Annotated in this window: 18 protein-coding genes and 2 pseudogenes; 9 read left to right on the top strand and 11 right to left on the bottom strand. The window is 65.6% G+C overall.

Annotation, left to right across the window (positions count from 1 at the left end; all coding sequences use genetic code 11):
• Positions 1–66: 66 nt before the first annotated feature.
• From gyrA to dnaA, 6 genes and pseudogenes are all read right to left on the bottom strand, one after another.
• Positions 67–2,574 carry a DNA gyrase subunit A gene (gene gyrA, locus ACNQS7_RS20345; RefSeq protein ID WP_418013978.1) on the bottom strand — a complete coding sequence of 836 codons (2,508 nt, stop codon included), beginning with the start codon at positions 2,572–2,574 and terminating at the stop codon, positions 67–69.
• 44 nt (positions 2,575–2,618) lie between these two features.
• Positions 2,619–4,652: a DNA topoisomerase (ATP-hydrolyzing) subunit B gene (gene gyrB, locus ACNQS7_RS20350; protein WP_418013979.1), complete on the bottom strand. Its 2,034-nt coding sequence runs from the start codon at positions 4,650–4,652 to the stop codon at positions 2,619–2,621.
• A 244-nt stretch (positions 4,653–4,896) separates the two neighbouring features.
• Positions 4,897–5,435 (bottom strand): annotated as a pseudogene (locus ACNQS7_RS20355) (DUF721 family protein).
• Positions 5,432–6,583, bottom strand: a complete 1,152-nt coding sequence (gene recF / locus ACNQS7_RS20360) for a DNA replication/repair protein RecF (RefSeq protein WP_418013980.1) — start codon at positions 6,581–6,583, stop codon at positions 5,432–5,434. The pseudogene ACNQS7_RS20355 and the gene recF overlap by 4 nt, the downstream one beginning before the upstream one ends.
• A gap of 11 nt (positions 6,584–6,594) precedes the next feature.
• Positions 6,595–7,791 carry a DNA polymerase III subunit beta gene (gene dnaN, locus ACNQS7_RS20365; protein WP_418013981.1) on the bottom strand — a complete coding sequence of 399 codons (1,197 nt, stop codon included), beginning with the start codon at positions 7,789–7,791 and terminating at the stop codon, positions 6,595–6,597.
• Positions 7,792–8,328: 537 nt separating this feature from the next.
• Positions 8,329–9,831 carry a chromosomal replication initiator protein DnaA gene (gene dnaA, locus ACNQS7_RS20370; RefSeq protein ID WP_418013982.1) on the bottom strand — a complete coding sequence of 501 codons (1,503 nt, stop codon included), beginning with the start codon at positions 9,829–9,831 and terminating at the stop codon, positions 8,329–8,331.
• Positions 9,832–10,405: 574 nt separating this feature from the next.
• On the opposite strand from dnaA, the gene rpmH reads away from it, so the two are divergent.
• From rpmH to ACNQS7_RS20415, 9 genes and pseudogenes are all read left to right on the top strand, one after another.
• On the top strand, positions 10,406–10,549 hold the full coding sequence (gene rpmH / locus ACNQS7_RS20375; protein WP_082658794.1) for a 50S ribosomal protein L34: 144 nt from the start codon (positions 10,406–10,408) through the stop codon (positions 10,547–10,549).
• Between the two features lie 22 nt (positions 10,550–10,571).
• Positions 10,572–10,934 (top strand): ribonuclease P protein component, encoded by a 363-nt coding sequence (rnpA, locus tag ACNQS7_RS20380; RefSeq protein WP_418013983.1) that lies wholly within the window; start codon positions 10,572–10,574, stop codon positions 10,932–10,934.
• 8 nt (positions 10,935–10,942) lie between these two features.
• Positions 10,943–11,293, top strand: coding sequence for a membrane protein insertion efficiency factor YidD (yidD, locus tag ACNQS7_RS20385; protein ID WP_418016073.1), 351 nt, complete (start codon positions 10,943–10,945; stop codon positions 11,291–11,293).
• Positions 11,277–12,416 carry a membrane protein insertase YidC gene (gene yidC, locus ACNQS7_RS20390; protein WP_418013984.1) on the top strand — a complete coding sequence of 380 codons (1,140 nt, stop codon included), beginning with the start codon at positions 11,277–11,279 and terminating at the stop codon, positions 12,414–12,416. The genes yidD and yidC overlap by 17 nt, the downstream gene beginning before the upstream one ends.
• 114 nt (positions 12,417–12,530) lie before the next feature.
• Positions 12,531–13,088, top strand: coding sequence for a protein jag (locus tag ACNQS7_RS20395; protein ID WP_418013985.1), 558 nt, complete (start codon positions 12,531–12,533; stop codon positions 13,086–13,088).
• A 110-nt stretch (positions 13,089–13,198) separates the two neighbouring features.
• Positions 13,199–13,900 carry a 16S rRNA (guanine(527)-N(7))-methyltransferase RsmG gene (gene rsmG, locus ACNQS7_RS20400; protein ID WP_418013986.1) on the top strand — a complete coding sequence of 234 codons (702 nt, stop codon included), beginning with the start codon at positions 13,199–13,201 and terminating at the stop codon, positions 13,898–13,900.
• A complete protein-coding gene (locus ACNQS7_RS20405; RefSeq protein WP_418016074.1) occupies positions 13,888–14,856 on the top strand; it encodes a ParA family protein in 969 nt (322 codons plus the stop codon). The genes rsmG and ACNQS7_RS20405 overlap by 13 nt, the downstream gene beginning before the upstream one ends.
• Positions 14,853–15,829, top strand: a pseudogene (locus tag ACNQS7_RS20410) (ParB/RepB/Spo0J family partition protein). Before ACNQS7_RS20405 ends, ACNQS7_RS20410 begins: the two are co-directional and overlap by 4 nt.
• Before the next feature lie 319 nt (positions 15,830–16,148).
• Positions 16,149–16,943 carry an acetyltransferase gene (locus tag ACNQS7_RS20415; protein ID WP_418013987.1) on the top strand — a complete coding sequence of 265 codons (795 nt, stop codon included), beginning with the start codon at positions 16,149–16,151 and terminating at the stop codon, positions 16,941–16,943.
• Here ACNQS7_RS20415 and ACNQS7_RS20420 read toward each other — a convergent pair.
• From ACNQS7_RS20420 to sigM, 5 genes are all read right to left on the bottom strand, one after another.
• A complete protein-coding gene (locus ACNQS7_RS20420; protein WP_055579940.1) occupies positions 16,930–18,156 on the bottom strand; it encodes an N-acetylmuramoyl-L-alanine amidase in 1,227 nt (408 codons plus the stop codon). The genes ACNQS7_RS20415 and ACNQS7_RS20420 overlap by 14 nt on opposite strands.
• Before the next feature lie 144 nt (positions 18,157–18,300).
• Positions 18,301–18,648, bottom strand: a complete 348-nt coding sequence (gene trxA / locus ACNQS7_RS20425; RefSeq protein WP_418013988.1) for a thioredoxin — start codon at positions 18,646–18,648, stop codon at positions 18,301–18,303.
• Positions 18,645–19,631: a thioredoxin-disulfide reductase gene (trxB, locus tag ACNQS7_RS20430; RefSeq protein ID WP_055579942.1), complete on the bottom strand. Its 987-nt coding sequence runs from the start codon at positions 19,629–19,631 to the stop codon at positions 18,645–18,647. Before trxB ends, trxA begins: the two co-directional genes overlap by 4 nt.
• Positions 19,632–19,739: 108 nt before the next feature.
• Positions 19,740–20,447 carry a hypothetical protein gene (locus ACNQS7_RS20435; protein ID WP_418013989.1) on the bottom strand — a complete coding sequence of 236 codons (708 nt, stop codon included), beginning with the start codon at positions 20,445–20,447 and terminating at the stop codon, positions 19,740–19,742.
• 33 nt (positions 20,448–20,480) lie between these two features.
• Entirely contained in the window at positions 20,481–21,050 is a 570-nt protein-coding gene (sigM, locus tag ACNQS7_RS20440; protein ID WP_418013990.1) for an RNA polymerase sigma factor SigM, read from the bottom strand.
• Between the last annotated feature and the right edge of the window lie 11 nt (positions 21,051–21,061).

Here is a 21,061-nt window from a genome sequence, read left to right on the forward strand (position 1 = left end):
TCCTAACGTGTCTGCTCAGGTAGCTGAGTCTATGCCGGGTTCGCGCCGTGCCGACCCCCCGCCCGGTCAGCTGTCCGCCTCTTCGCCCTCCACCTCGGCGTCGGCGCTCTCCTCGGCGTTGCGGGCGATGGCCAACAGGGTGTCGCCCTCGCCCAGATTCATCAGGCGCACACCCTTGGTCTGCCGACCTGCCTTGCGCACCTGCTTGGCGGTGGTCCGGATGACTCCGCCGACCGAGGTGATGGCGTAGAGCTCGCTCTCGTCGTCCACGATCAACGCTCCGACCAGGCGGCCGCGCCGGCGGTCGTACATGATCGTCAGCACGCCCTTGCCGCCGCGCCCCTGCACCGGGTACTCCTCTATTCCAGTGCGCTTGGCGTACCCACCGGCAGTGGCGACCAGCAGGTACGTGCCTTCCCGGACCACATTCAGCGAGAGCAGCCGGTCGTCGGTGTTGAACCGCATGCCCTGTACGCCGGAGGTCGCGCGGCCCATCGGCCGCAGTGCCTCGTCGGTCGCCGAGAACCGGATGGACTGCCCGTTGGCCGACACCAGCAGCAGGTCCTCGTCGGCCGAGCACAACACCGCGCCGACCAGCTCGTCGCCGTCGCGCAGGTTGACCGCCACGATTCCGCCCGACCGGTTGGAGTCGAAGTCGGTGAGTTTCGACTTCTTGACCAACCCGTTCCTGGTGGCCAGCACCAGGTACGGCGCATCCTCGTAACTCTTGATCTGGATGACCTGGGCGATGCGTTCTTCGGGCTGGAAGGCCAGCAGGTTGGCCACGTGCTGGCCGCGGGCGGTGCGCAAGGCCTCCGGAAGCTCGTAGGCCTTGGCCCGGTACACCCGGCCCTGGGTGGTGAAGAACAGGATCCAGTCGTGGGTGGAGCAGACGAAGAAGTGCCGCACGATGTCGTCCTGCTTGAGCCCGGCGCCCTGCACCCCCTTGCCGCCGCGCTTCTGGCTGCGGTACAGATCGGTCTTGGTGCGCTTGGCGTAGCCGGTCTCGGTGATCGTGACAACGACGTCCTCGCGTGCGATCAGATCCTCGTCGCTGACATCCCCGTCGGCGGCGATGATCCGGGTGCGACGGTCGTCGCCATGCTTCTCCACGATCTCGCCGAGCTCGTCGCGCACGATGCCGCGCTGACGCTCCGGTTTGGCGAGAATGTCTTCCAGATCGGCGATTTCGGCTTCGATCTTGGCCAGGTCGTCGACGATGCGCTGACGCTCCAGGGCGGCCAGGCGCCGCAGCTGCATGTCCAGGATGGCCTGGGCCTGGATTTCGTCGATGTCGAGCAACTCGATCAAGCCCTGGCGGGCGATCTCGACGGTTTCAGACGCCCGGATCAACGCGATCACTTCGTCCAGCGCGTCGAGCGCTTTGACCAGACCGCGCAGAATGTGGGCCCGCTCATTGGCTTTTCGCAACCGGTAGGTGGTGCGCCGTACGATCACGTCGAGTTGATGCTCGACGTAGTAGCGAATCATCTGGTCCAGGCGCAGGGTCCGCGGTACACCGTCGACGATGGACAGCATGTTCGCGCCGAAGCTGGTCTGCAGCTGGGTGTGCTTGTAGAGGTTGTTGAGCACCACCTTGGCCACGGCGTCGCGCTTGATCTCCACGACGATGCGCAGCCCGACGCGGTCGCTGGACTGGTCTTCGATGTTGGAGATACCGGCCAGCCGGCCGTCGCGGACCTGTTCGGCGATCGAGGTGATGAAGTTGTCGTGGTTGACCTGGTACGGCAGCTCGGTGATAACCAGCGAGGTACGGCCGCGTGAATCTTCTTCTACCTCAACGACTCCGCGCATGCGGATGGAACCGCGGCCGGTCTTATAGGCATCGGAGATGCCCTGAGACCCGACGATCAGACCGGAGGTCGGGAAGTCGGGCCCCTTGACCCGCTCCATGACGGCGGTCAGCGTCGCCTCTTCGTCGGCGTCGTAGTTCTCCAGGCACCAGAACACCGCCTCGGCCAGCTCGCGCAGGTTGTGCGGCGGGATGTTGGTGGCCATACCGACGGCGATGCCACCCGAACCGTTGGCCAGCAGGTTGGGGAACCGGCTGGGCAGGACGGTCGGCTCTTGCACCCGGCCGTCGTAGTTCGGAATGAAATCGACTGTCTCTTCGTCGATTTCACGTAGCATCTCCATCGCCAACGGGGTCAGCCGCGCTTCGGTGTATCTCATCGCGGCCGGTGGGTCGTTGCCCGGCGAGCCGAAGTTCCCCTGGCCGTCGACCAGCGGGTAGCGCAGCGACCACGGCTGCGCCATGCGCACCAGGGTGTCGTAGATCGACGCGTCACCGTGCGGGTGGTAGTTACCCATCGTTTCGGCGACCGAACGTGCCGACTTGGCGTGACTGCGATCCGGCCGGAAACCGCTGTCGTACATGGCATACAGCACCCGGCGGTGCACCGGCTTCAGGCCGTCGCGGACTTCCGGCAGGGCGCGGCCGACGATCACGCTCATGGCGTAATCGATGTAGCTGCGCTGCATCTCCTGCTGAATGTCGACCGGTTCGATCCGGTCTACCGGTCCGTCACCAGGAGGCAGCGTTGTGTCAGTCATTTATTCCTCATTGCTCTCATCAGAAAAGGGAACGCGGACTGGGGTCAGACGTCCAGGAAGCGAACGTCTTTGGCATTACGGGTGATAAAGCTGCGGCGCGCTTCGACATCCTCGCCCATCAGGATGGAGAACAGCTCGTCGGCCGCGGCGGCGTCGTCGAGGGTCACCTGGCGCAGCACCCGCACCGTCGGGTCCATCGTGGTTTCCCACAGCTCCTTGGCGTCCATCTCTCCCAGACCCTTGTAGCGCTGAATGCCGTCTTCTTTGTTGATCTTCTTGCCGGACTTCAGCCCGGCCTCCAACAGACCGTCGCGTTCCCGGTCGGAATAGGCGAATTCGGGTTCGGTGCGTTGCCATTTCAGCTTGTACAGCGGCGGTTGGGCCAGGAACACGTGGCCGTGCTCGAGCAGTGGGCGCATGAAACGGAACAACAGAGTCAGCAGCAGCGTCGAAATATGTTGTCCGTCAACGTCAGCGTCGGCCATCAAAACGATCTTGTGATACCGGAGTTTGGTGATGTCGAACTCATCGTGGATGCCGGTGCCCAGCGCGGTGATGATGGCCTGGACTTCGGTGTTCTTCAGCACGCGGTCGATGCGCGCCTTCTCCACGTTGATGATCTTGCCGCGCAGCGGCAGGATCGCCTGGAACATCGAGTCCCGGCCACTCTTGGCCGAGCCGCCGGCCGAGTCGCCCTCCACCACATACAGTTCGGACTTGCGGGGGTCCGTCGAGCGGCAGTCGGCGAGCTTGCCGGGCAGACCACCCAGATCGGTTGCGCTCTTGCGACGCACCAACTCTCGCGCCTTACGCGCGGCGATCCGCGCCTGCGCGGACGACACCGCTTTGTTCACAACGGTTTTGGCTTCCGAGGGGTTGGCTTCGAACCAGTGGGTGAGTTGTTCGTTGCACACTTTCTGCACGAACGACTTGACCTCGGTGTTGCCCAGCTTTGTCTTGGTCTGACCCTCGAACTGCGGCTCGGCGACTTTCACCGAGATCACCGCGGCCAAACCTTCCCGGATGTCGTCGCCGGTGAGGTTCGGGTCCTTCTCCTTGAGCAGCTTCTTGTCTTTGGCGTATTTGTTGACCACCGACGTCAGCGCACTGCGGAAGCCCTCTTCGTGGGTGCCGCCCTCGTGGGTGTTGATCGTGTTGGCGAAGGTGTGCACCGATTCGGAGTAGCCGCCGTTCCACTGCATCGCGATCTCGACTTCGTGGCCGGTGCCCTTGCCCTCGAAATCGATGACACTCTGCTGGATCGGGCTCTTGGTGCGGTTGATGTGCTTGACGAAGTCCACCAGACCACCGGGGTAGTGGAAGGTGCGCTGCTTGACCTTGTGGGGAGCCTTCGACTCCGCGGCCTTCTCCTCGGCGGATTTCGGCGCCTCGGCGGTGTCGCTGACGACTTCGTCGACGACCTCGTCCTGCTCGACGCGCTCGTCGGTGAGGTTGATGGTCAGGCCCTTGTTGAGGAACGCCATCTCCTGCAGCCGGCGCGCCACCGTCTCGAAGTCGTATTCGGTGGTTTCGAAGATCTCGGGGTCTGCCCAGAACCTGATCGTGGTCCCGGTCTTCCTGGTGGCCTCGCCCTGTTTCAGGGTGCCGGGCACGGCACGTTCGTAATACTGCGACCACTCGTGCCCGTCGCGTTTGATGTCGACCTCGAGGCGGGTGGACAGCGCATTGACGACGGACACACCCACGCCGTGCAAACCACCGCTCACGGTGTAACCACTGTTCTCCCCGCCGAATTTTCCGCCGGCGTGCAGCTGTGTCATGACCACGTCGACGGTGGGGGCGCCGGTGGCGTGCATCGCCACCGGAATCCCGCGGCCGTCGTCGGCGACCTCGACGCTGCCGTCATCCAGCAACCGCACGTCCACCTTGGTGGCGTAGCCGGCCATCGCCTCGTCGACCGAGTTGTCGACCACCTCCCAGATGAGGTGGTGTAAACCACGCTCCCCGGTGGAGCCGATATACATGCCCGGGCGTTTGCGGACCGCCTCCAATCCTTCGAGGACGGTGATGGCAGATGCGCCGTATTCGTTTTGTGCCTTCTTCTTCGGGGCAGCCACGGTCGGAATGCTCTCCTTGGGGTTGCATGCGAGCGGTTGAAGCACCGCAGCGGTCGCAACTGCCTACTCTACCGTGAAGCACCGTCAGCACCGATTTTGTGGCCGCGTTTCCGCCTATCTGATTGCGCCGTGCGCTCAATTTCTTCGCTGTAGCCGCGTCCCGACGTTCCAGATATGGGTTCGTCAATTTCTGGCGGCTCTGAGACGGCTGTGGTTCGCGTCCCGTTCACTCGGCGGATCGAGCCTAACCGTAGGTGTCGCGGGGGCCCCGGCCGGCGATGTGACGAGGCCCCTTGCGCCACGACGGCGCGGCCGGGCCGGTGATTTTCAGCGACGTCACCACACCGTTACCGACGGCGGCGGCGATCTTGGCGAGCAGCTGTGCCTGCATGAGTCGCAACTGCGTCGCCCAGGCGGTGGATTCGGCGGTGACGCTGAGCACCCCGTCGTTGAGGGCGGACGGCGTGGCATGCTCGGCGATCTGCGCGCCGACCACCGCTGTCCAATGGCCGAAGACCGTGCCTTCGGCGACGTGAGTGGTCCACCCCTGCTGCTTGGCCAGGTCGCGGGTGAGCCGTCCCAGCGGCTGCGGATCACGCGCATCCGGCCCCGGTCCCGACCAGCTACGCCGGCCGCCGGCACCGCGCCGGCGGGGAGCGGCGCGGCCCGGCCGCGGCCCGCGTCCTGTCCGCGCTCGCGCGCCGCGGCGCGAGCCTCTTCCAGCGTTCGGCGCACCAGATCGAGGCCGCGCTGATTCACCTGATCCTGGTCTTCCTCGGTCATTGCCGCACCTCCGACACCGCACCCAGATCGCTGTCGTTGAGTTCCACCTGTACCCGCCTGGCTTCCCACCCCTCGGGAATGTCTTCGGACACCGCCGCGGTAACCAGCACCTGCTCAGCGGATTCGGCGACCGTGGCCAGTGCGCGGCGACGTTTGGTGTCCAACTCGGCAAAGACGTCGTCGAGCAACAACACCGGGTCGCTGCCGTCGGCCCGCAACAGTTCGTAGGCCGCCAGCCGCAACGCCACCGCGAACGACCACGATTCGCCGTGACTGGCAAACCCTTTGGCCGGTTGGTCGCCGAGCCGCAGTTCCAGATCGTCGCGGTGCGGGCCCACCAGGCACACGCCGCGTTCCAGTTCAGCGCTCCGTCGCGCGGCCAGCGCACCCAGCAGTGTTGCTTCCAGGGACTGCTGGTCAACAGCCGCGGAGGGCACCATCGTATCGGTACTGGCCCGGTAACCGATTGCCGCCGAACGTGATTCAGGTGCCAGGAGTTGGTAGGCCTTCTCCACCTCGGGTGCCAGCTGGTTCACCAGATCGATCCGCGCCGCCATCAAGGCGGCGCCGTGCTCGGCCAGCCTGCTGTCCCACACGTCGAGGGTGTCCAGTGCACCCTGATCACCGCGGAACCGCGCCCCCGATAACGATTTCAGCAGGGCGGTGCGCTGGCGCAGCACCTTGTCGTAATCGGCACGCACCCCGGCGAGCACTGGTCGGCGCACCGTCGCCAAGTCGTCGAGATACCGGCGGCGATCCGAAGGATCGCCGCGCACCAGCGACAGATCCTCCGGAGCGAACAACACCGCCCGCAGCACCCCGACCACCTCCCGCGTGCTACGTACCGGCGACCGGTTCAACCGCGCCTTATTCGCCCTACCCGCGGCGATCTCGAGGTCGACGGCACATTCGCGGCCCTCATTGACCACGATGGTCGAGACGACCGCGCGATCGGCGCCGGCCCGGATCAACGGCGCGTCGGTGCCTACCCGATGCGAACCCAGGGTGCTCGAATACCAGAGGGCCTCAAGGAGATTGGTTTTCCCGAAGCCGTTGCGGCCGACGAACACCGTGCGCCCGGGATCCAGATCGAGGTCCGCGTGGGCCCACGACCGGAAGTCCCGCAACGCCAAATGTCGGACGTACACGCCCCGACCGATCAGCCCGGCAGCCGCACCGGCATCAGCAGGTACACGTAATCCGTCGGCACCGCCGCGAACGGACCGCTGCCACTCGGCACCGGGTCATCGGCCGATGCGGGCCGCAGCAGCGCCGGCTTGCCCGGGGTCGTGAACCCGAACGACACCCGCTCGGAGTGCAGCGAGCCCAGGCCGTCGGTGAGGTAGGTCGGGTTGAACGCGATCGTCAACGGTTCGCCCGCATAGTCCACCGCGAGGTCTTCCTCGGCCCGGCCGACATCGTCGGCACCGGCCGACAACCGCAGCATCCCGTCGGCGAATTCCATCCGGATCTGAGCGCCCCGGTCGGCGACCAGTGCCACCAGCTTGATCGCCTCGGTCAGCTCGGCCACGTTGATCGTCGCCACCGCAGTGTGCTCCGCCGGCAGCAACTGGCGGAATTTCGGGAATTCCGCGTCGAGCAACCGGGTGGTACTCCGCTTGCCGTTGCCGGTGATACCCAACAGGCCGTCCTTGCCCACTCCGGATCCGGCGCCCAGCGACAACCGGACCTCGGAGCCGTCGGCTCCGGCCTTGGCCGCCTCGGCCAGGGTCTTGGCCGGTACCAGCACCGCAGCCTCGATGTCAGGTGACAGCACCGACCAGGTCAGCTCGCGCACCGCCAGCCGGAACCTGTCGGTCGCCGCCAAAACCACCGTCTCCCCGGAGATCTCGACGCGGATACCGGTCAGCATGGGCAGTGTGTCGTCACGGCCGGCCGCGATGGCGACCTGCCCGATCGCCTCGGCGAACAACTCGGCGGGCAATGTACCGGTCTCGTCGGGCAGGGTCGGCAGAGTCGGGTAATCCTCAACGGCCATCGTCGGCAGCGAGAATCGGGCGCTTCCGCAGGTCAGCGCGACGCGGTTGCCATCGACGTAGAAATCCACCGGCTTGTTGGGCAGCGCCCTGGTGATGTCGGACAACAACCGTCCGGACACCAAAACACTTCCCGGCGAAGCGATTTCAGCGGCAACCTGCACTTCGGAAGAAACTTCGTAGTCGAACCCGGAGATGGTCAGCCCGTCGTCGGTGCCAGTCAGCAACACTCCGGAGAGCACCGGCACGGTCGGCCGGGACGGCAGGTTCTTGGCTACCCACGACACCGCTTCGGCGAAGGACTCCCGCACCAAACGAAATTTCAAGTCGGTGACAGCCCGTGTTGTAGCCGCGTCCATTGCGTCCCTTCACCTAACGTGACGTCCAAATCCGTGCCCAGCTCCCCCGCCGGCGTTGGGGACCCTCCGTGACGAACGCCGCCGGCGAAGTGATTCGCCACGACGGCCGCAACGGCAGTCGAACAACAACCGTAGAGCTTCTGAGGCCAACTTGAAAGCTAATCGGTCACGGTGACAAAGCGAGCGCAGGGCGGCTGCGCGCAGGGTTGGCGACGAGTGTCCCCAGCCGTGTTCTTCAAACAAGAAATGACGAAGAGATTTCAATATCAGTATTAAGGGCTGTGCAATCTGGGGACAGCCGGCTCTTGGTGCAGCGTGCGCACCAGATCCGGTTGTGGATGACTGCGGGGGAAGCTGTGTGGTGCGCGGTGCACGGCTGGGGACGAAGCGGGAATGTGCACCGCGCTACGGGTGCTGCACTCCAGTTTGGATGGGTTGTACACAGCCCTGCCCACACCACAGAGCTGGTGCCCATGTGACATGAGGGAGAGAAGTTTTTTGCAAAAGTCTGCTGCGGAGGGGCGCTGAAACGGCTTTTCAGCGCTTGGAGCGCTGCCGGATCCGGGTGGTGAGTTCCTTGACGTTGTCGAAGATCTCACGGCGCTCGGCCATCTCGTTGCGGATCTTGCGTTCGGCGTACATCACCGTGGTGTGATCGCGGCCGAAGGCCTGCCCGATTTTGGGCAGTGAGAGGTCGGTGAGCTCGCGGCACAGATACATCGCGATCTGGCGAGACTGCGCGAGCGGGCGGGCCTTGCCTGGGCCGCGCAGTTCTTCGACGGTGGTGTCGAAGTACTCTGCGGTGGCCGCCATGATGGTGGCCGCGCTGATCTGCATGCCGCTGGCGTCGGCGATCAGGTCGCGCAACACGATCTCGGCCAGTGACTTGTCGATCGCGGTCTTGTTCAGCGAGGCGAACGCGGTGACCCGGATCAGCGCACCCTCGAGTTCGCGGATGTTGCGTTCGATGCTGCTGGCGATGAGTTCCAGGACATCGTCAGGCACCGCGAGTCGTTCGACTTGTGCTTTCTTGCGCAGGATCGCGATGCGGGTTTCGAGATCGGGCGGCTGGACGTCGGTGATCAGTCCCCATTCGAAGCGGGTGCGCAGCCGGTCCTCGAGGGTGGCGAGCTGTTTGGGCGGCCGATCGGAGGAGATGACGATCTGCTTGTTGGCGTTGTGCAGGGTGTTGAAGGTATGGAAGAACTCTTCCTGAATACCGTCCTTGCCCTCGATGAACTGAATGTCGTCGACGAGCAACACGTCGACGTCGCGGTAGCTGCGCTTGAACGACACCTTGCGGTCGTCGCGCAGCGAGTTGATGAAGTCGTTGGTGAATTCCTCGGTGGAAACGTATTTGACGCGCATCCCGGGAAACAGGCGTTGCGCGTAATTGCCGGCGGCGTGCAGCAGATGAGTTTTCCCCAAACCCGACTCGCCCCAGATGAACAGTGGGTTGTAGGCGCGGGCGGGGGCCTCGGCAATCGCCAAGGTGGCCGCGTGGGCGAACCGGTTGGAGGAACCGATGACAAAGGTGTCGAAGGTATAGCGCCGGTTGAGGCTGGTGCCCGAGGCGGCCGCGGTGTCGGTGGCAGTCGGGCGTTCAGCGAAGTAACTCGGCCAGTTCTGCCCGGGACCCACGACGGTGTCGCCGTGGTCGTCGTCGGCAACGGGAGCCTCGGCCGGCGCAGGATCCTCGATCGGGGCCGGGGAGTCGGACGCGGCGAACACGCCGTCGTCGTCAGCCGGCGGGGGCGCGATGCGGACACCGAGTTGGATCTGCTGTCCCAGGCGACGGCTCAGTGCGTCGGTGATCGGGGTGCGCAGGTGGCGTTCGATCTCGTTCTGGACGAAAACACTCGGAACGGAGAGCAGAGCAAACCCCTCGACGATGGTGAGAGGTTGCACGAGTTTGAGCCAGGCCCTTTGCTGGGCGGTCAGCGGAGTGGTGAGGGCGGATCCGTTGCCGGCCTCACCGTTGAGCTCGGAGACGACCGCGTTCCATACCGGGGCGAATCCGGAACCGGGGTCATCGGTCAACGACGCATCTCCCTGGTCCGACGCTCGGAGTACAACACTTCGGTAGCAACAGCGCACCTGTCCACATGGTTATCCACAGATGTGGAAAGGAAGGTCAATAGTAAGCCGCAGCCTACCGGCAACGGCTTGCGATCTTCGTGCTGTAGACAACCACCTGATTGTCCGATCAGCTAGTCGATCCGCCATCCTCGCTTCAGTGTCATTGTCGACAGAGTTCCAAGTCCGTACCGGCTTGGAAACTACCCCGCCCGAAGCTAACAGTTTTCGTTCGCGCTGCCAACAGTTCTTTGTATTCTGCTGGCGTTCTTCATGATCCTGCTATCCGGGACCTTGATGCCGGACCGGTGGTTGCGGGACTGGGACGATGGCGGTGAGTCTGCTGTGGCGGGCGAGGTTTGACCAGGAGAAGCCTCGTCAGTACCCTCAAACAGTCGCCCGAAAGTCGGCGATACGGCTGCGACCCGGAATCAGCACCTCGGGGACCGCGCCGGCCAGCAAGCGAGAACACCTTCGCCCACGAGTTGCCGAGCATGAGCGGGCGGACTGTTATGCCATACACAGCGAGGAGAACGCGGTGGCCAAGGGCAAGAGGACGTTCCAGCCGAACAACCGGCGTCGGGCCCGCGTCCACGGTTTCCGGCTGCGGATGCGCACGCGTGCCGGACGGGCGATTGTGGCCAACCGGCGTGCTAAGGGTCGCCGCGCTTTAACTGCCTGATCGCAACTCTGGTTTCCCAGCGGTGCTTTCCGCACGGAACCGCATGAGGCGGTCGACCGAGTTTGACGCGACGGTGAAGTACGGGATGCGCACGGTGCAGCCCGATGTCATCGTGCATGTTCGTCGGGCGAGTCAGCGCGAGGACGCGGAGGGACCCCGGGTGGGTCTGATCATCGCCAAGCGCGTCGGGACCGCGGTGGAACGACACCGGGTGGCGCGACGGCTGCGACACGTGGCCCGGCCGTTGTTGGCGAGCTTGCATCCGCGAGACCAGGTGGTGATTCGCGCGCTGCCCAGTAGCCGGCACGTCTCGTCGGCGTGGTTGGAGCAGCAGTTGCGCAGTGGGTTGCGGCGGGCTTTCGACGTGGCGGGTACCGAGCGGTGACCGGTTCGGTGTGCAACCCTGCGGGCGCAGTGCGCTCCGCCGGCAGGGTCGGCACCCCGGTCGCGCGGGCGTTGATCTATCTCATCCAGCTCTACCGGCACATGGTGTCGCCGTTGCGCCCGGCGACCTGTCGGTTCATTCCCACCTGTAGCCAGTACGCCGTGGAAGCTCTCACCGAATACGGAGTGATTCGCGGGAGCTGGCTGGCGGTTGTCAGGCTTGGTAAGTGTGGTCCCTGGCATCGGGGAGGATGGGATCCAATTCCGGAACGCCGCGAGGGCCCGGTCGACATGGACATCTCGCCCGGGGCGGTCGAGGACCGTCCGGCGAAGCAAGGGGAGAGTGAATCTGTTGTTTGATTTCTTCAGCTTGGACTTCATCTACTACCCGGTGTCATGGATCATGTGGCTCTGGTACAAGGCGTTCGCGTTCCTGCTGGGACCGGACAATTTCTTCGCCTGGGCACTGTCGGTGATGTTCCTCGTCTTCACCCTGCGCGCTCTGCTGTACAAGCCTTTCGTCCGCCAGATCCGCACCACTCGGCAGATGCAGGAACTGCAGCCGCAGATCAAGGCTCTGCAGAAGAAGTACGGCAAAGACCGTCAGCGTATGGCACTGGAAATGCAGAAGCTGCAACGCGAGCATGGCTTCAACCCCATCCTGGGCTGTCTGCCGATGCTGGCCCAGATCCCGGTGTTTCTCGGGCTCTACCACGTGCTGCGCTCCTTCAACCGCACTACCGGCGGCATCGGGTTGCAGTCGATGTCGGTCGAGCAGAACAAAATGATCGGCAACTATGTCTTCACTGCGCTCGACGTTCAGAACTTCCTGAAGGCCAACCTGTTCGGCGCACCCATCGGTGCATCGATGACCCAGAAGGGCGGGTTGGATGCGTTCGAGCATTTCAGTCGCCCCGCGGTGATCGCGGTCGGCGTGCCGGTGATGATCCTTGCCGGGGTGGCGACCTACTTCAACAGTCGGGCATCTGTGGCCCGGCAGAGTCCCGAGGCGGCCGCCAATCCCCAGACGGCGATGATGAACAAGCTGGCGTTGTACGTGTTTCCGTTGGGTGTTGTTGTCGGTGGTCCGTTCCTGCCGCTGGCGATCATCCTGTACTGGTTCGCCAACAACATCTGGACCTTCGGTCAGCAGCACTACGTCTTCGGGATGATCGAGAAAGAAGACGAGGCCAAGAAACAGGAAGCGCTGGAGCGCCGGGCGGCTAACGCGCCCGCGCCGGGAGTCAAGCCCAAGCGCGCCAAGTCGACATCGGCGACGAGCACGGGATCCGCGGTCGAGACCGCATCTGCTGACGCCGGTACGTCGGAGACCGAAGAAGTCGACACGGACGGACAGGCCGAGGCGAAGCCCACGGACAAGAGCCCCCAGGCTCCGTCCGCCAAACCGAATGCGGTGAACCGAAGTAGCGGCCCGGGCCGTACCCCGCGTCCGGGGGCACGGCCGAAGAAGCGCAAACGGTAGTAGCCGCTTGAACTTGCCGGGCTCGGGCCGTCAGGCCGGAACCCAAGAACACCAAGCAAGACAACGCGGCGCGAGGCCGCGAACACCAACCCGTGGATGAGGGGAGTAAGAGCCATGACGGACGCTGACACCACTGAACTCGAACCCGATGCGGCGACAGCTGCGCCGGATGCGGAAGATGTGGACACCGCGGAGGAATCCGAGGATCTCGAAGATCGGTTGGTCGCCGAGGGCGAGATCGCCGGTGACTACCTGGAAGAGTTGCTGGACCTGCTGGACTTCGACGGCGACATCGACCTGGACGTCGAGGGCAACCGAGCCGTTGTGAGTATCGACGGCAGTGACGACCTGAACAAGTTGGTCGGTCGCGGTGGTGAGGTGCTGGACGCGTTGCAGGAGTTGACTCGGCTGGCGGTGCACCAGAAGACCGGTGTGCGCAGTCGCCTGATGCTGGACATCGCGAGCTGGCGACGCCGGCGCCGTGAGGAATTGGCGGCGCTGGGCGACAAGGTAGCGCGCCGCGTTGCGGAGACGGGGGAGCGTGAAGCGCTGTCGCCGATGACGCCGTTCGAGCGGAAGATCGTGCACGACGCGGTCGCCGCCGTGCCGGGTGTGCACAGCGAAAGCGAGGGTGTGGAGCCGTCGCGGCGTGTCGTCGTACTGCGTGACTGAGCTGTGACCATCTGTGACCAGGCTGTGACCGCGGAAGTTACAGGGATGTAGTTCCACGCGGCCTGGTGGCAAGTGCGAGGATCGCGTCGGGCACGGGGAGAGCGGAGGGAATGTTTCACGTGAAACATGTCAATTCGCCGGACCCGGCCGAACGCCTGACGCCGGGGTCAGCCAACGCCGTGGCCGCGGAGGTTTTCGGTGAGCGCCTCGGCGTCGCCGAACAGTACGGGAGAATCCTGGCGAGCGTCGGCGTGGAGCGGGGACTACTCGGGCCGCGTGAGGTCGATCGGATCTGGGAGCGGCACACTCTGAATTCAGCTGTCGTCGGCGAGCTGCTGGACCCGGGCGCACGAGTCGTCGATATCGGCAGTGGAGCGGGATTGCCCGGAATCCCGCTGGCGATCGCGCGCCCCGACCTTCGGCTTGTACTGCTCGAGCCGCTACTGCGCCGCAGTGATTTTCTACGCGAGGTCGTGGACGAGCTCGGGCTCTCGATCGAGGTGGTGCGTGGTCGCGCGGAAGAGCGTTCGGTACGGGACCAATTGAGTGGCGTCGACGCCGCGGTGTCCCGGGCGGTAGCAGCACTGGACAAATTGACGAAGTGGAGTATGCCGTTGTTGAGGCAAGGCGGACTGATGGTCGCGATCAAGGGGGAGCGTGCTCCCGACGAAGTGCGCGAGCACCGGCGTGTGATGGAGGCTTCAGGCGCCGTCAATGTCAGGGTGGTGAAGTGTGGCGTGAATATTTTGGATCAACCCGCGACCGTGGTGGTGGCCGAACGTGGGCGCCCGAATCGGGGATCGAAGTGGTGAGCGCCGCAGGAGTGGCGGCTACGTCAGCGGAAGCGCACAATCCCACGGTGAATGTTTCACGTGAAACATCGACCGAGTTCGACACACCCATCGGCGCCGCGGCCGAACGCGCGGTGCGGGTTCTGCACTCGACCCACGATCCGTTGCCACGGCCACCGCAGCGGCGGCTGTTCACGATCGCGAACCAGAAGGGCGGGGTGGGGAAGACCACGACCGCGGTCAACCTCGCGGCAGCGCTGGCGGTCCAGGGACTCAAGACTCTCGTCATCGATCTCGACCCGCAGGGCAACGCAAGCACCGCCCTGGGTATCGCGGACCGCCAGTCGGGGACCCCGTCGTCGTACGAAGTCCTCATTGGCGAAGTCACCTTGCGTGAGGCACTCCGGCGCAGCCCGCACAGCGAGCGATTGTTCTGCGTGCCGGCCACGATCGATCTGGCGGGTGCCGAGATCGAATTGGTCAGCATGGTGGCCCGGGAGAACCGGTTGCGGAACGCCCTGGCGGAACTCGACGACTTCGACTTCGACTACGTCTTCATCGATTGCCCACCCTCGCTGGGACTGCTCACGATCAACGCGTTGGTCGCCGCTCCCGAGGTACTCATCCCCATCCAGTGCGAGTACTACGCCCTGGAGGGAGTCTCGCAACTGATGCGCAATATCGAGATGGTGAAGGCGCATCTGAATCCTCAGCTCGACGTCACCACGGTGATCCTCACGATGTACGACGGCCGCACGAAGCTGGCTGACCAGGTTGCCGAGGAAGTCCGCCGCTACTTCGGGGACAAGGTCTTGCGCACGGTGATCCCGCGCAGTGTGAAGGTATCGGAGGCGCCGGGCTACAGCATGACGATCATCGATTACGATCCCGGCTCGCGTGGAGCGATGAGCTATCTCGACGCCAGTCGCGAACTCGCTCAACGCGGTCGGCCGTCTGCCGGGAGAGGAAGGCAATGAGCAATCCGTCACGCAGGAAGGGCGGTCTCGGCCGCGGCCTGGCGTCGCTGATTCCCACCGGACCGGTTGAGGGCGACGCTTCGACGTTCGGGCCGCGGATGGGGTCGGCGGCCGCCGACGTCGTGATCGGCGGGCCGCTTCCGGACGCCGCCGCGATGGGTGCGGTGTACCGGGAGATAGCGCCCTCCGACATCGAGCCCAACCCCCGCCAGCCCCGCCAGGTGTTCGACGACGAAGCACTGTCGGAGTTGGTGCACTCGATCCGTGAGTTCGGCCTGTTGCAGCCCATCGTGGTGCGCGCCGTGCCGGGATCGACGAGCGGTGCGCACTACCAGATCGTGATGGGGGAGCGGCGTTGGCGGGCCGCCCAGGAGGCCGGCCTGTCGACCATCCCGGCGATTGTCCGCGAGACCGGGGACGACAACCTCCTGCGCGATGCCCTGCTGGAGAACATCCACCGGGTACAGCTGAACCCGTTGGAAGAGGCAGCGGCCTACCAACAGTTGCTCGATGAGTTCGGGGTTACCCACGATGAGCTGGCGGCCCGGATCGGCCGCTCGCGTCCGCTCATCACCAACATGATCCGGTTGCTCAAGCTGCCCATACCGGTGCAGCGCCGGGTGGCGGCCGGGGTGCTGTCGGCCGGCCACGCCCGGGCCCTGCTGTCGTTGGAAGCCGGCGCGGAGGCCCAGGAGGAGTTGGCGAGCCGCATCATCGCGGAGGGTCTTTCGGTGCGGGCCACTGAGGAGGCGGTGACCCTGGCCAACCGGGGGACGGAGCGGCGCCCACCCCACCGCGACGCAAGCCGATCCAGATGCCCGGACTGCAGGACGTTGCTGAGCGGCTGTCGAACGCCTTCGACACGCGGGTGACGGTGGCCCTCGGCAAACGAAAAGGCAAAATTGTGGTCGAGTTCGGTTCGGTGGACGACCTCCAGCGAATCATCGACCTGATGACCGCGAAGACGCCGTGAAACGGCATGACCCGACATATTCTGTAATTACGTCACTGTGACACTGTGCCGATTCGGAACCGTTTTCCGTCCGGCAGTGGGCACCGCCATTCAACGGAGATATGGTGTGCATCAACCGATTTCGAGCCTCGATCGGGCCGCGGCAGGGTCGCGGAAGCCGCGGACGAACGCCGACACTGGCCGGACGGCGATTGACTCTCCTATCCTGGAAGGGTTGCCGGTACGCATCCGCCACAAGTCGGGTGGATCGCACTGCGGACCGGCGCCCGCGCAGGAATGAGGCCATGGGCTCGGGTACCGCACGGAGGCTAGGAGACTAGTGTCAGCTCGGATTACAGCGCTGCGGCTCGAAGCCTTCGAGCAGCTCCCCAAGCATGCGCGTCGCTGCGTCTTCTGGGAAGTCGACCCGGGGACGCTCGGCAAGGACGAGCACCTCGCCGATCCGGAATTCGAAAAAGAGGCATGGCTGTCGATGGTCATGCTGGAGTGGGGCTCCTGCGGCCAGGTTGCGACTGCGATTCCTGACGAACGCAGCCAGGCGGAACCACCCTGCCTGGGCTACGTCCTGTATGCCCCACCGCGGGCGGTCCCACGCGCGGCCCGGTTTCCCACCGCGCCGGTCTCTGCCGATGCGGTGCTTCTGACGTCGATGGGTATCGAGCGGGGGCAGGCGGACGAGGATCTCCCGCACCACTTGATCACGCGTGTCATCGAGGAGCTGGTGCGCCGGGGCGTCCGCGCGCTGGAGGCTTTCGGGCGCACCGCAGCGGCGACGGAGTTGCAGGAGCCGGTGGACGACGACGTGCGGCCGGTGTTCGACGCGCTCGGCGACTGCTCGGTCGAACACTGCATCATCGACGCCGACTTCCTGATCGACGCCGGCTTCGTGGTGGTCGCCCCCCACCCGTACTTCCCGCGACTGCGCCTCGAGCTGGACAAGGGGCTGGGGTGGAAGGCCGAAGTCGAGGCGGCCCTCGAGCGGCTGCTGGAGGCCGCGCAGTTGCAACAACCGGTGGGGGCGGCGTCTGCCGCTTCAGTCGGCAGCGAGATGACGGCCGGCGAGACTACTCCGGCGGCCCGTCAGGTCGACGATTGCGAGACTAGGAACCGCTGAGCCGGCTGGCCCGCTCGCGCTCCACGGACAACTCGTGGGCCAGCAGTTCGGCAAAGGTGAATGTCCCAGTGGGACGGTCGTTCTTGCCCAACAGGTACAACCGCTTGACGGCGGCGAGAATACCTTCGGCGATGGCGTCACGGCTCTGCGTCGAGATCAGCATCTCGCGGTCACCCGGGTTGGTGATGTAGCCGACATCGACCTGGACGGTCGGCATCCGGGTCAACCGCAGCAGATCCCACGTCCGGCCGTGCACCCGGCAGTCACGTAATCCGGTGCGGGCCACTACTTCCCGCTGGATGAAGTCGGCGAGATTGCGGCCGATGGTGGACACCGAGCCGTGTGAATTGCCGAAGTGAAATGAAGCAACGCCGTTGGCCGACGGGCTGGTCTGAGTTTCACACCGCAGGCTGATCATCAGGTCTGCACCAACGGAATTGGCCGTGGCGGCGCGCTCGGCGTCCGACGGACTGCGGTTGGTGGGCCGGGACAGGAAGGTCTCCATGCCGATCGCGGTCATCCGGCCTTCGAGCCGACTTGCCAAGTCCCACAACACGTCTGCTTCGCTGATCGGGCCGGCCGAACCTTGGGTGATCAGACCGTGGTCGCTTCCGCCGCGGCCCGGATCGATGATGATTCGCTTCCCCGACAGCTTCGGGCCGGAGCTGCGCACCAGCTCTTCCTCGCGGATCGCATGCGGCGAACCACCGCTGACCCGGGAGCTCAGAAAGTACAACGACCGCAACGTTTCCGGGCCGCAGATGCCGTCCGCGGACAGGCCGTACTCGCGTTGATAGGACATCAGCGCGTTGTGCGTCTGCAAGCCGAAATGCCCGTCCACCAAACCCGTGTAGAAACCGAGGTCCTGCAACCGGGCCTGCAGCGTGGCAACGTCGTCACCGTAGAGCGGTGCGCCGAACTGGTGATACAGCGTGCGCGCGCCGAGGCGATAGGACGCCTCCTTCAATGCCCGGTAGGTGGCCTCGCCGACGATGCCGTCCACCAGCAGTCCACGATGCTGCTGGAACGCCCGCACCGCATGGTCGAGCTCACCGTCGAACACGTCGGCCGCGACGTGCCTGCCGGTGGTCAGTTCGTCGTCGGAGCCTTCCAGCATCCCCAGCGCGGCCAGCGCCGCCCGGATCTCGGTGACAGCGGCACCACGGTCGCCACAGCGCAGCGCGTCGCCGTCTTCGCGGCGCGAACTCGGCATACCAAGGGCCCTCCGGGACTAATTGACATCGCCGCCACAAGCGGCGCAGTTAATCGCTATTGTCGCAGATCCTCGCCGATATCGAGAAAACCCCAGGCCAGTCACGGGCTTGTTTCTGCAAGGAAAAACGCTCGACAGGGGCCGTCAGGACAGGTTGGGAACCGCGTCGGCCAGCTCGCGCAGCAACGCCGCCTTACCCTTGGCGCCGACGATTCGCTTCACCGGTTCGCCGTCCTTGAACAGGATCAGCGTGGGGATCGACACGACCTGAAAATCGCGTGCCGTCTCGGGGTTGGCGTCCACGTCGATCTTGGCGACGGTGAGCTCCTCCGACCGTTCGGCGGCGATCTCTTCCAGCACCGGGGCCACCATCTTGCACGGCCCGCACCAGGTAGCCCAAAAGTCAACCAGCACAGGCTTATTACTGGCCAACACGTCGGTGCCGAAGGAGGCGTCGGAAACTTCGATCGTGGACTTGCCGGAATCGCTCATCGTTGTGCTCCAATCAATTCGGTACTGTCGGCGGGCCCGGTCGCTTCGTGGTCGGCCAGCCACCGTTCGGCGTCGATGGCCGCCGCGCAGCCGCTGCCGGCCGCGGTGATGGCCTGCCGGTAGGTGCGGTCGACCAGGTCGCCGGCGGCGAAGACACCGTCCAGCGATGTGCTGGTGGTGCGTCCCTGGACCAGGACGTAGCCGTCCGGGTCCACCTCGATGGCGTCGCGGACCAGAGCGGAGCGCGGTTCGTGACCGATCGCGACGAACACGCCGGTGACCGGCAGCGTGGATTCCTCGCCGGTGACCGTGTCGCGCAGGCGTAGCCCGGTGACCGAGGTATCGCCGTCCACGCCCAGGACCGCTTTGTTGGTCAGGATGGTGATCTTCTCGTTGGACTGCGCCCGCTCGAGCATGATCTTGGAGGCGCGGAACTCCTCGCGGCGGTGCACCAGGGTGACGCTGCGGGCGAACCGGGTGAGGAAGGTGGCCTCCTCCATGGCGGAGTCGCCACCGCCGATGACGGCGATGTCCTGGTCGCGGAAGAAGAAGCCGTCACAGGTGGCACAGGAGCTGACGCCGCGGCCGAGCAACTCCTGCTCGCCGGGCACCTGCAGGTAGCGGGCGGCCGCACCCATGGCCAGGATGACGGCGCGGGCCCGGAACGTCTCGCCCTCGGCGGTCACCACGGACTTGACCGGCCCGTCCAGCGACACGGACTCGACGTCTTCCATGCGCAGGTCGGCGCCGAACCGCAGCGCCTGCTCGCGCATCTGGTCCATCAGTTCCGGGCCGGTGATGCCGTCGCGGAACCCGGGGTAGTTTTCCACCTCGGTCGTCGTCATCAGCGCGCCGCCGAAGGAGATGCCCTCGAAGACCAGCGGCTTGAGCTGGGCGCGGGCAGCGTAGAGGGCCGCGGTGTATCCGGCGGGACCGGAGCCGATGACGATGACGTCGTGGATGGTGTCTGAGGAAGCGGTCATGCGTACCTTTCGGAACGAAGGCTGATCAGTGAGCGTGATCTGCAATCCTACGAACGCCAGCGTAGGCGTGGGTGTTCCCGCCTGCGACGCACGACACTGGCGCGGCGGTTATGCGCGCGGGATCGCGGTCGTGGCCAGTAAGCCGGTGTCGGCGGCGCTGCAGTTCAGCGCGACGGCGTAGGCCACCAGGGTGTCCGAGGTGTCGCCGGTCATCACCAGCAGCACCCCTGGGCGGGCGTTGACTTCGACGGGCTGGGCGCCGAGCACCTCCTCGGTCGCGGGGTAGCCCAGGCCGCCGAGGCAGGACGCCCGCTGCGAAGCGTTGGCGAGGGCGCCGAAATCGGGCGGTCGATGCGTCAGCTCGCGGATCTCGGCGTCCGACAGCGGTATCACCGGAACCGGCGTCGACACGGTGATGTGATCGGCGGTGACCTGCGCGCCGGGTATCGAGTCCGGTTCGTTGAGCAGGGACATGGTTCCGATGCCGACCGCGGCCAGCACCGCGCACACCCCGGCGATGCCGGCGATGACACGTGCCGGGCGCAGGGGCGGGCGGGCGGCGTGCGCGGCGCGCGAACCCTTCAGCGACTCGGCGACGCGCGCGAGGACCTCCGGCGGTGCGTCGGGCGCCAGGGCCGCGCCGGCGGCGGCGACATCGCCGCGCACCTGCTGCAGCGCCTGTAGCGTCGCCGCCGCCTGAGGATCGGTGCGGACGCGCCGGCGCACGCGGGTGGCGGTCTCGTCATCGAGCAGACCCGCTTGGAGGTCGGCGAGGACCTCGACCGTCAGCGGTGGATCGTCGTCGGCGGCAGTCATCCGCCCCAGTGTCCGCCATCGGCGGCTCAGCCTCTAATTCGCCCCGAGGGCGTCGGCGCCGGCGTCGAGATATCCCAGCAGGTGGGCGAGGCGGGCCCGGCCGCGGGCGCAGCGGCTCTTAACGGTGCCCTCGGGCACGCCCAGCCGCCGCGCGGTCTCGGCGATGGAGTACCCCTGCATGTCGACGGCGATGACCGCGGCGCGTTGCTGGATCGGGAGCCGCAGCAACGCTCGCTGCACCACGAGCGCGGTCTCCACCTGCGACGTGCGGTCGCTGACCGGGTGCACGTCCTGAAACGGGACGGTCGGGCGGGCTTGAGCGTGGCGAAGCCGGTCCAGGCAGGCATTGAGCACGATCCGGTGCAACCAGGTGCCGACCGCCGCGTCCTCCCGAAATGTGGCGGCGCTGCGGTGCGCTTTGAGCATCGCGTCCTGGAACGCGTCGTCGGCGTCTTCGCGGCTCGGGCTGGACAGCCGCGCCAGCCGGTAGAGCCGGCGGTGATGGCGGCGGAACAGTTCGGCGAAGGCGTGGCGGTCGCCGGACACGTGTGCTGCGAGCAATTCGGTGTCAGTGCGTTGCCGTCCCGCTCCCCACAAGCCCACCGCCGGACGGT

The organism is Mycobacterium sp. 23 (assembly GCF_048287075.1).
GTDB classification, from domain to species: Bacteria; Actinomycetota; Actinomycetes; order Mycobacteriales; family Mycobacteriaceae; genus Mycobacterium; species Mycobacterium gordonae_B.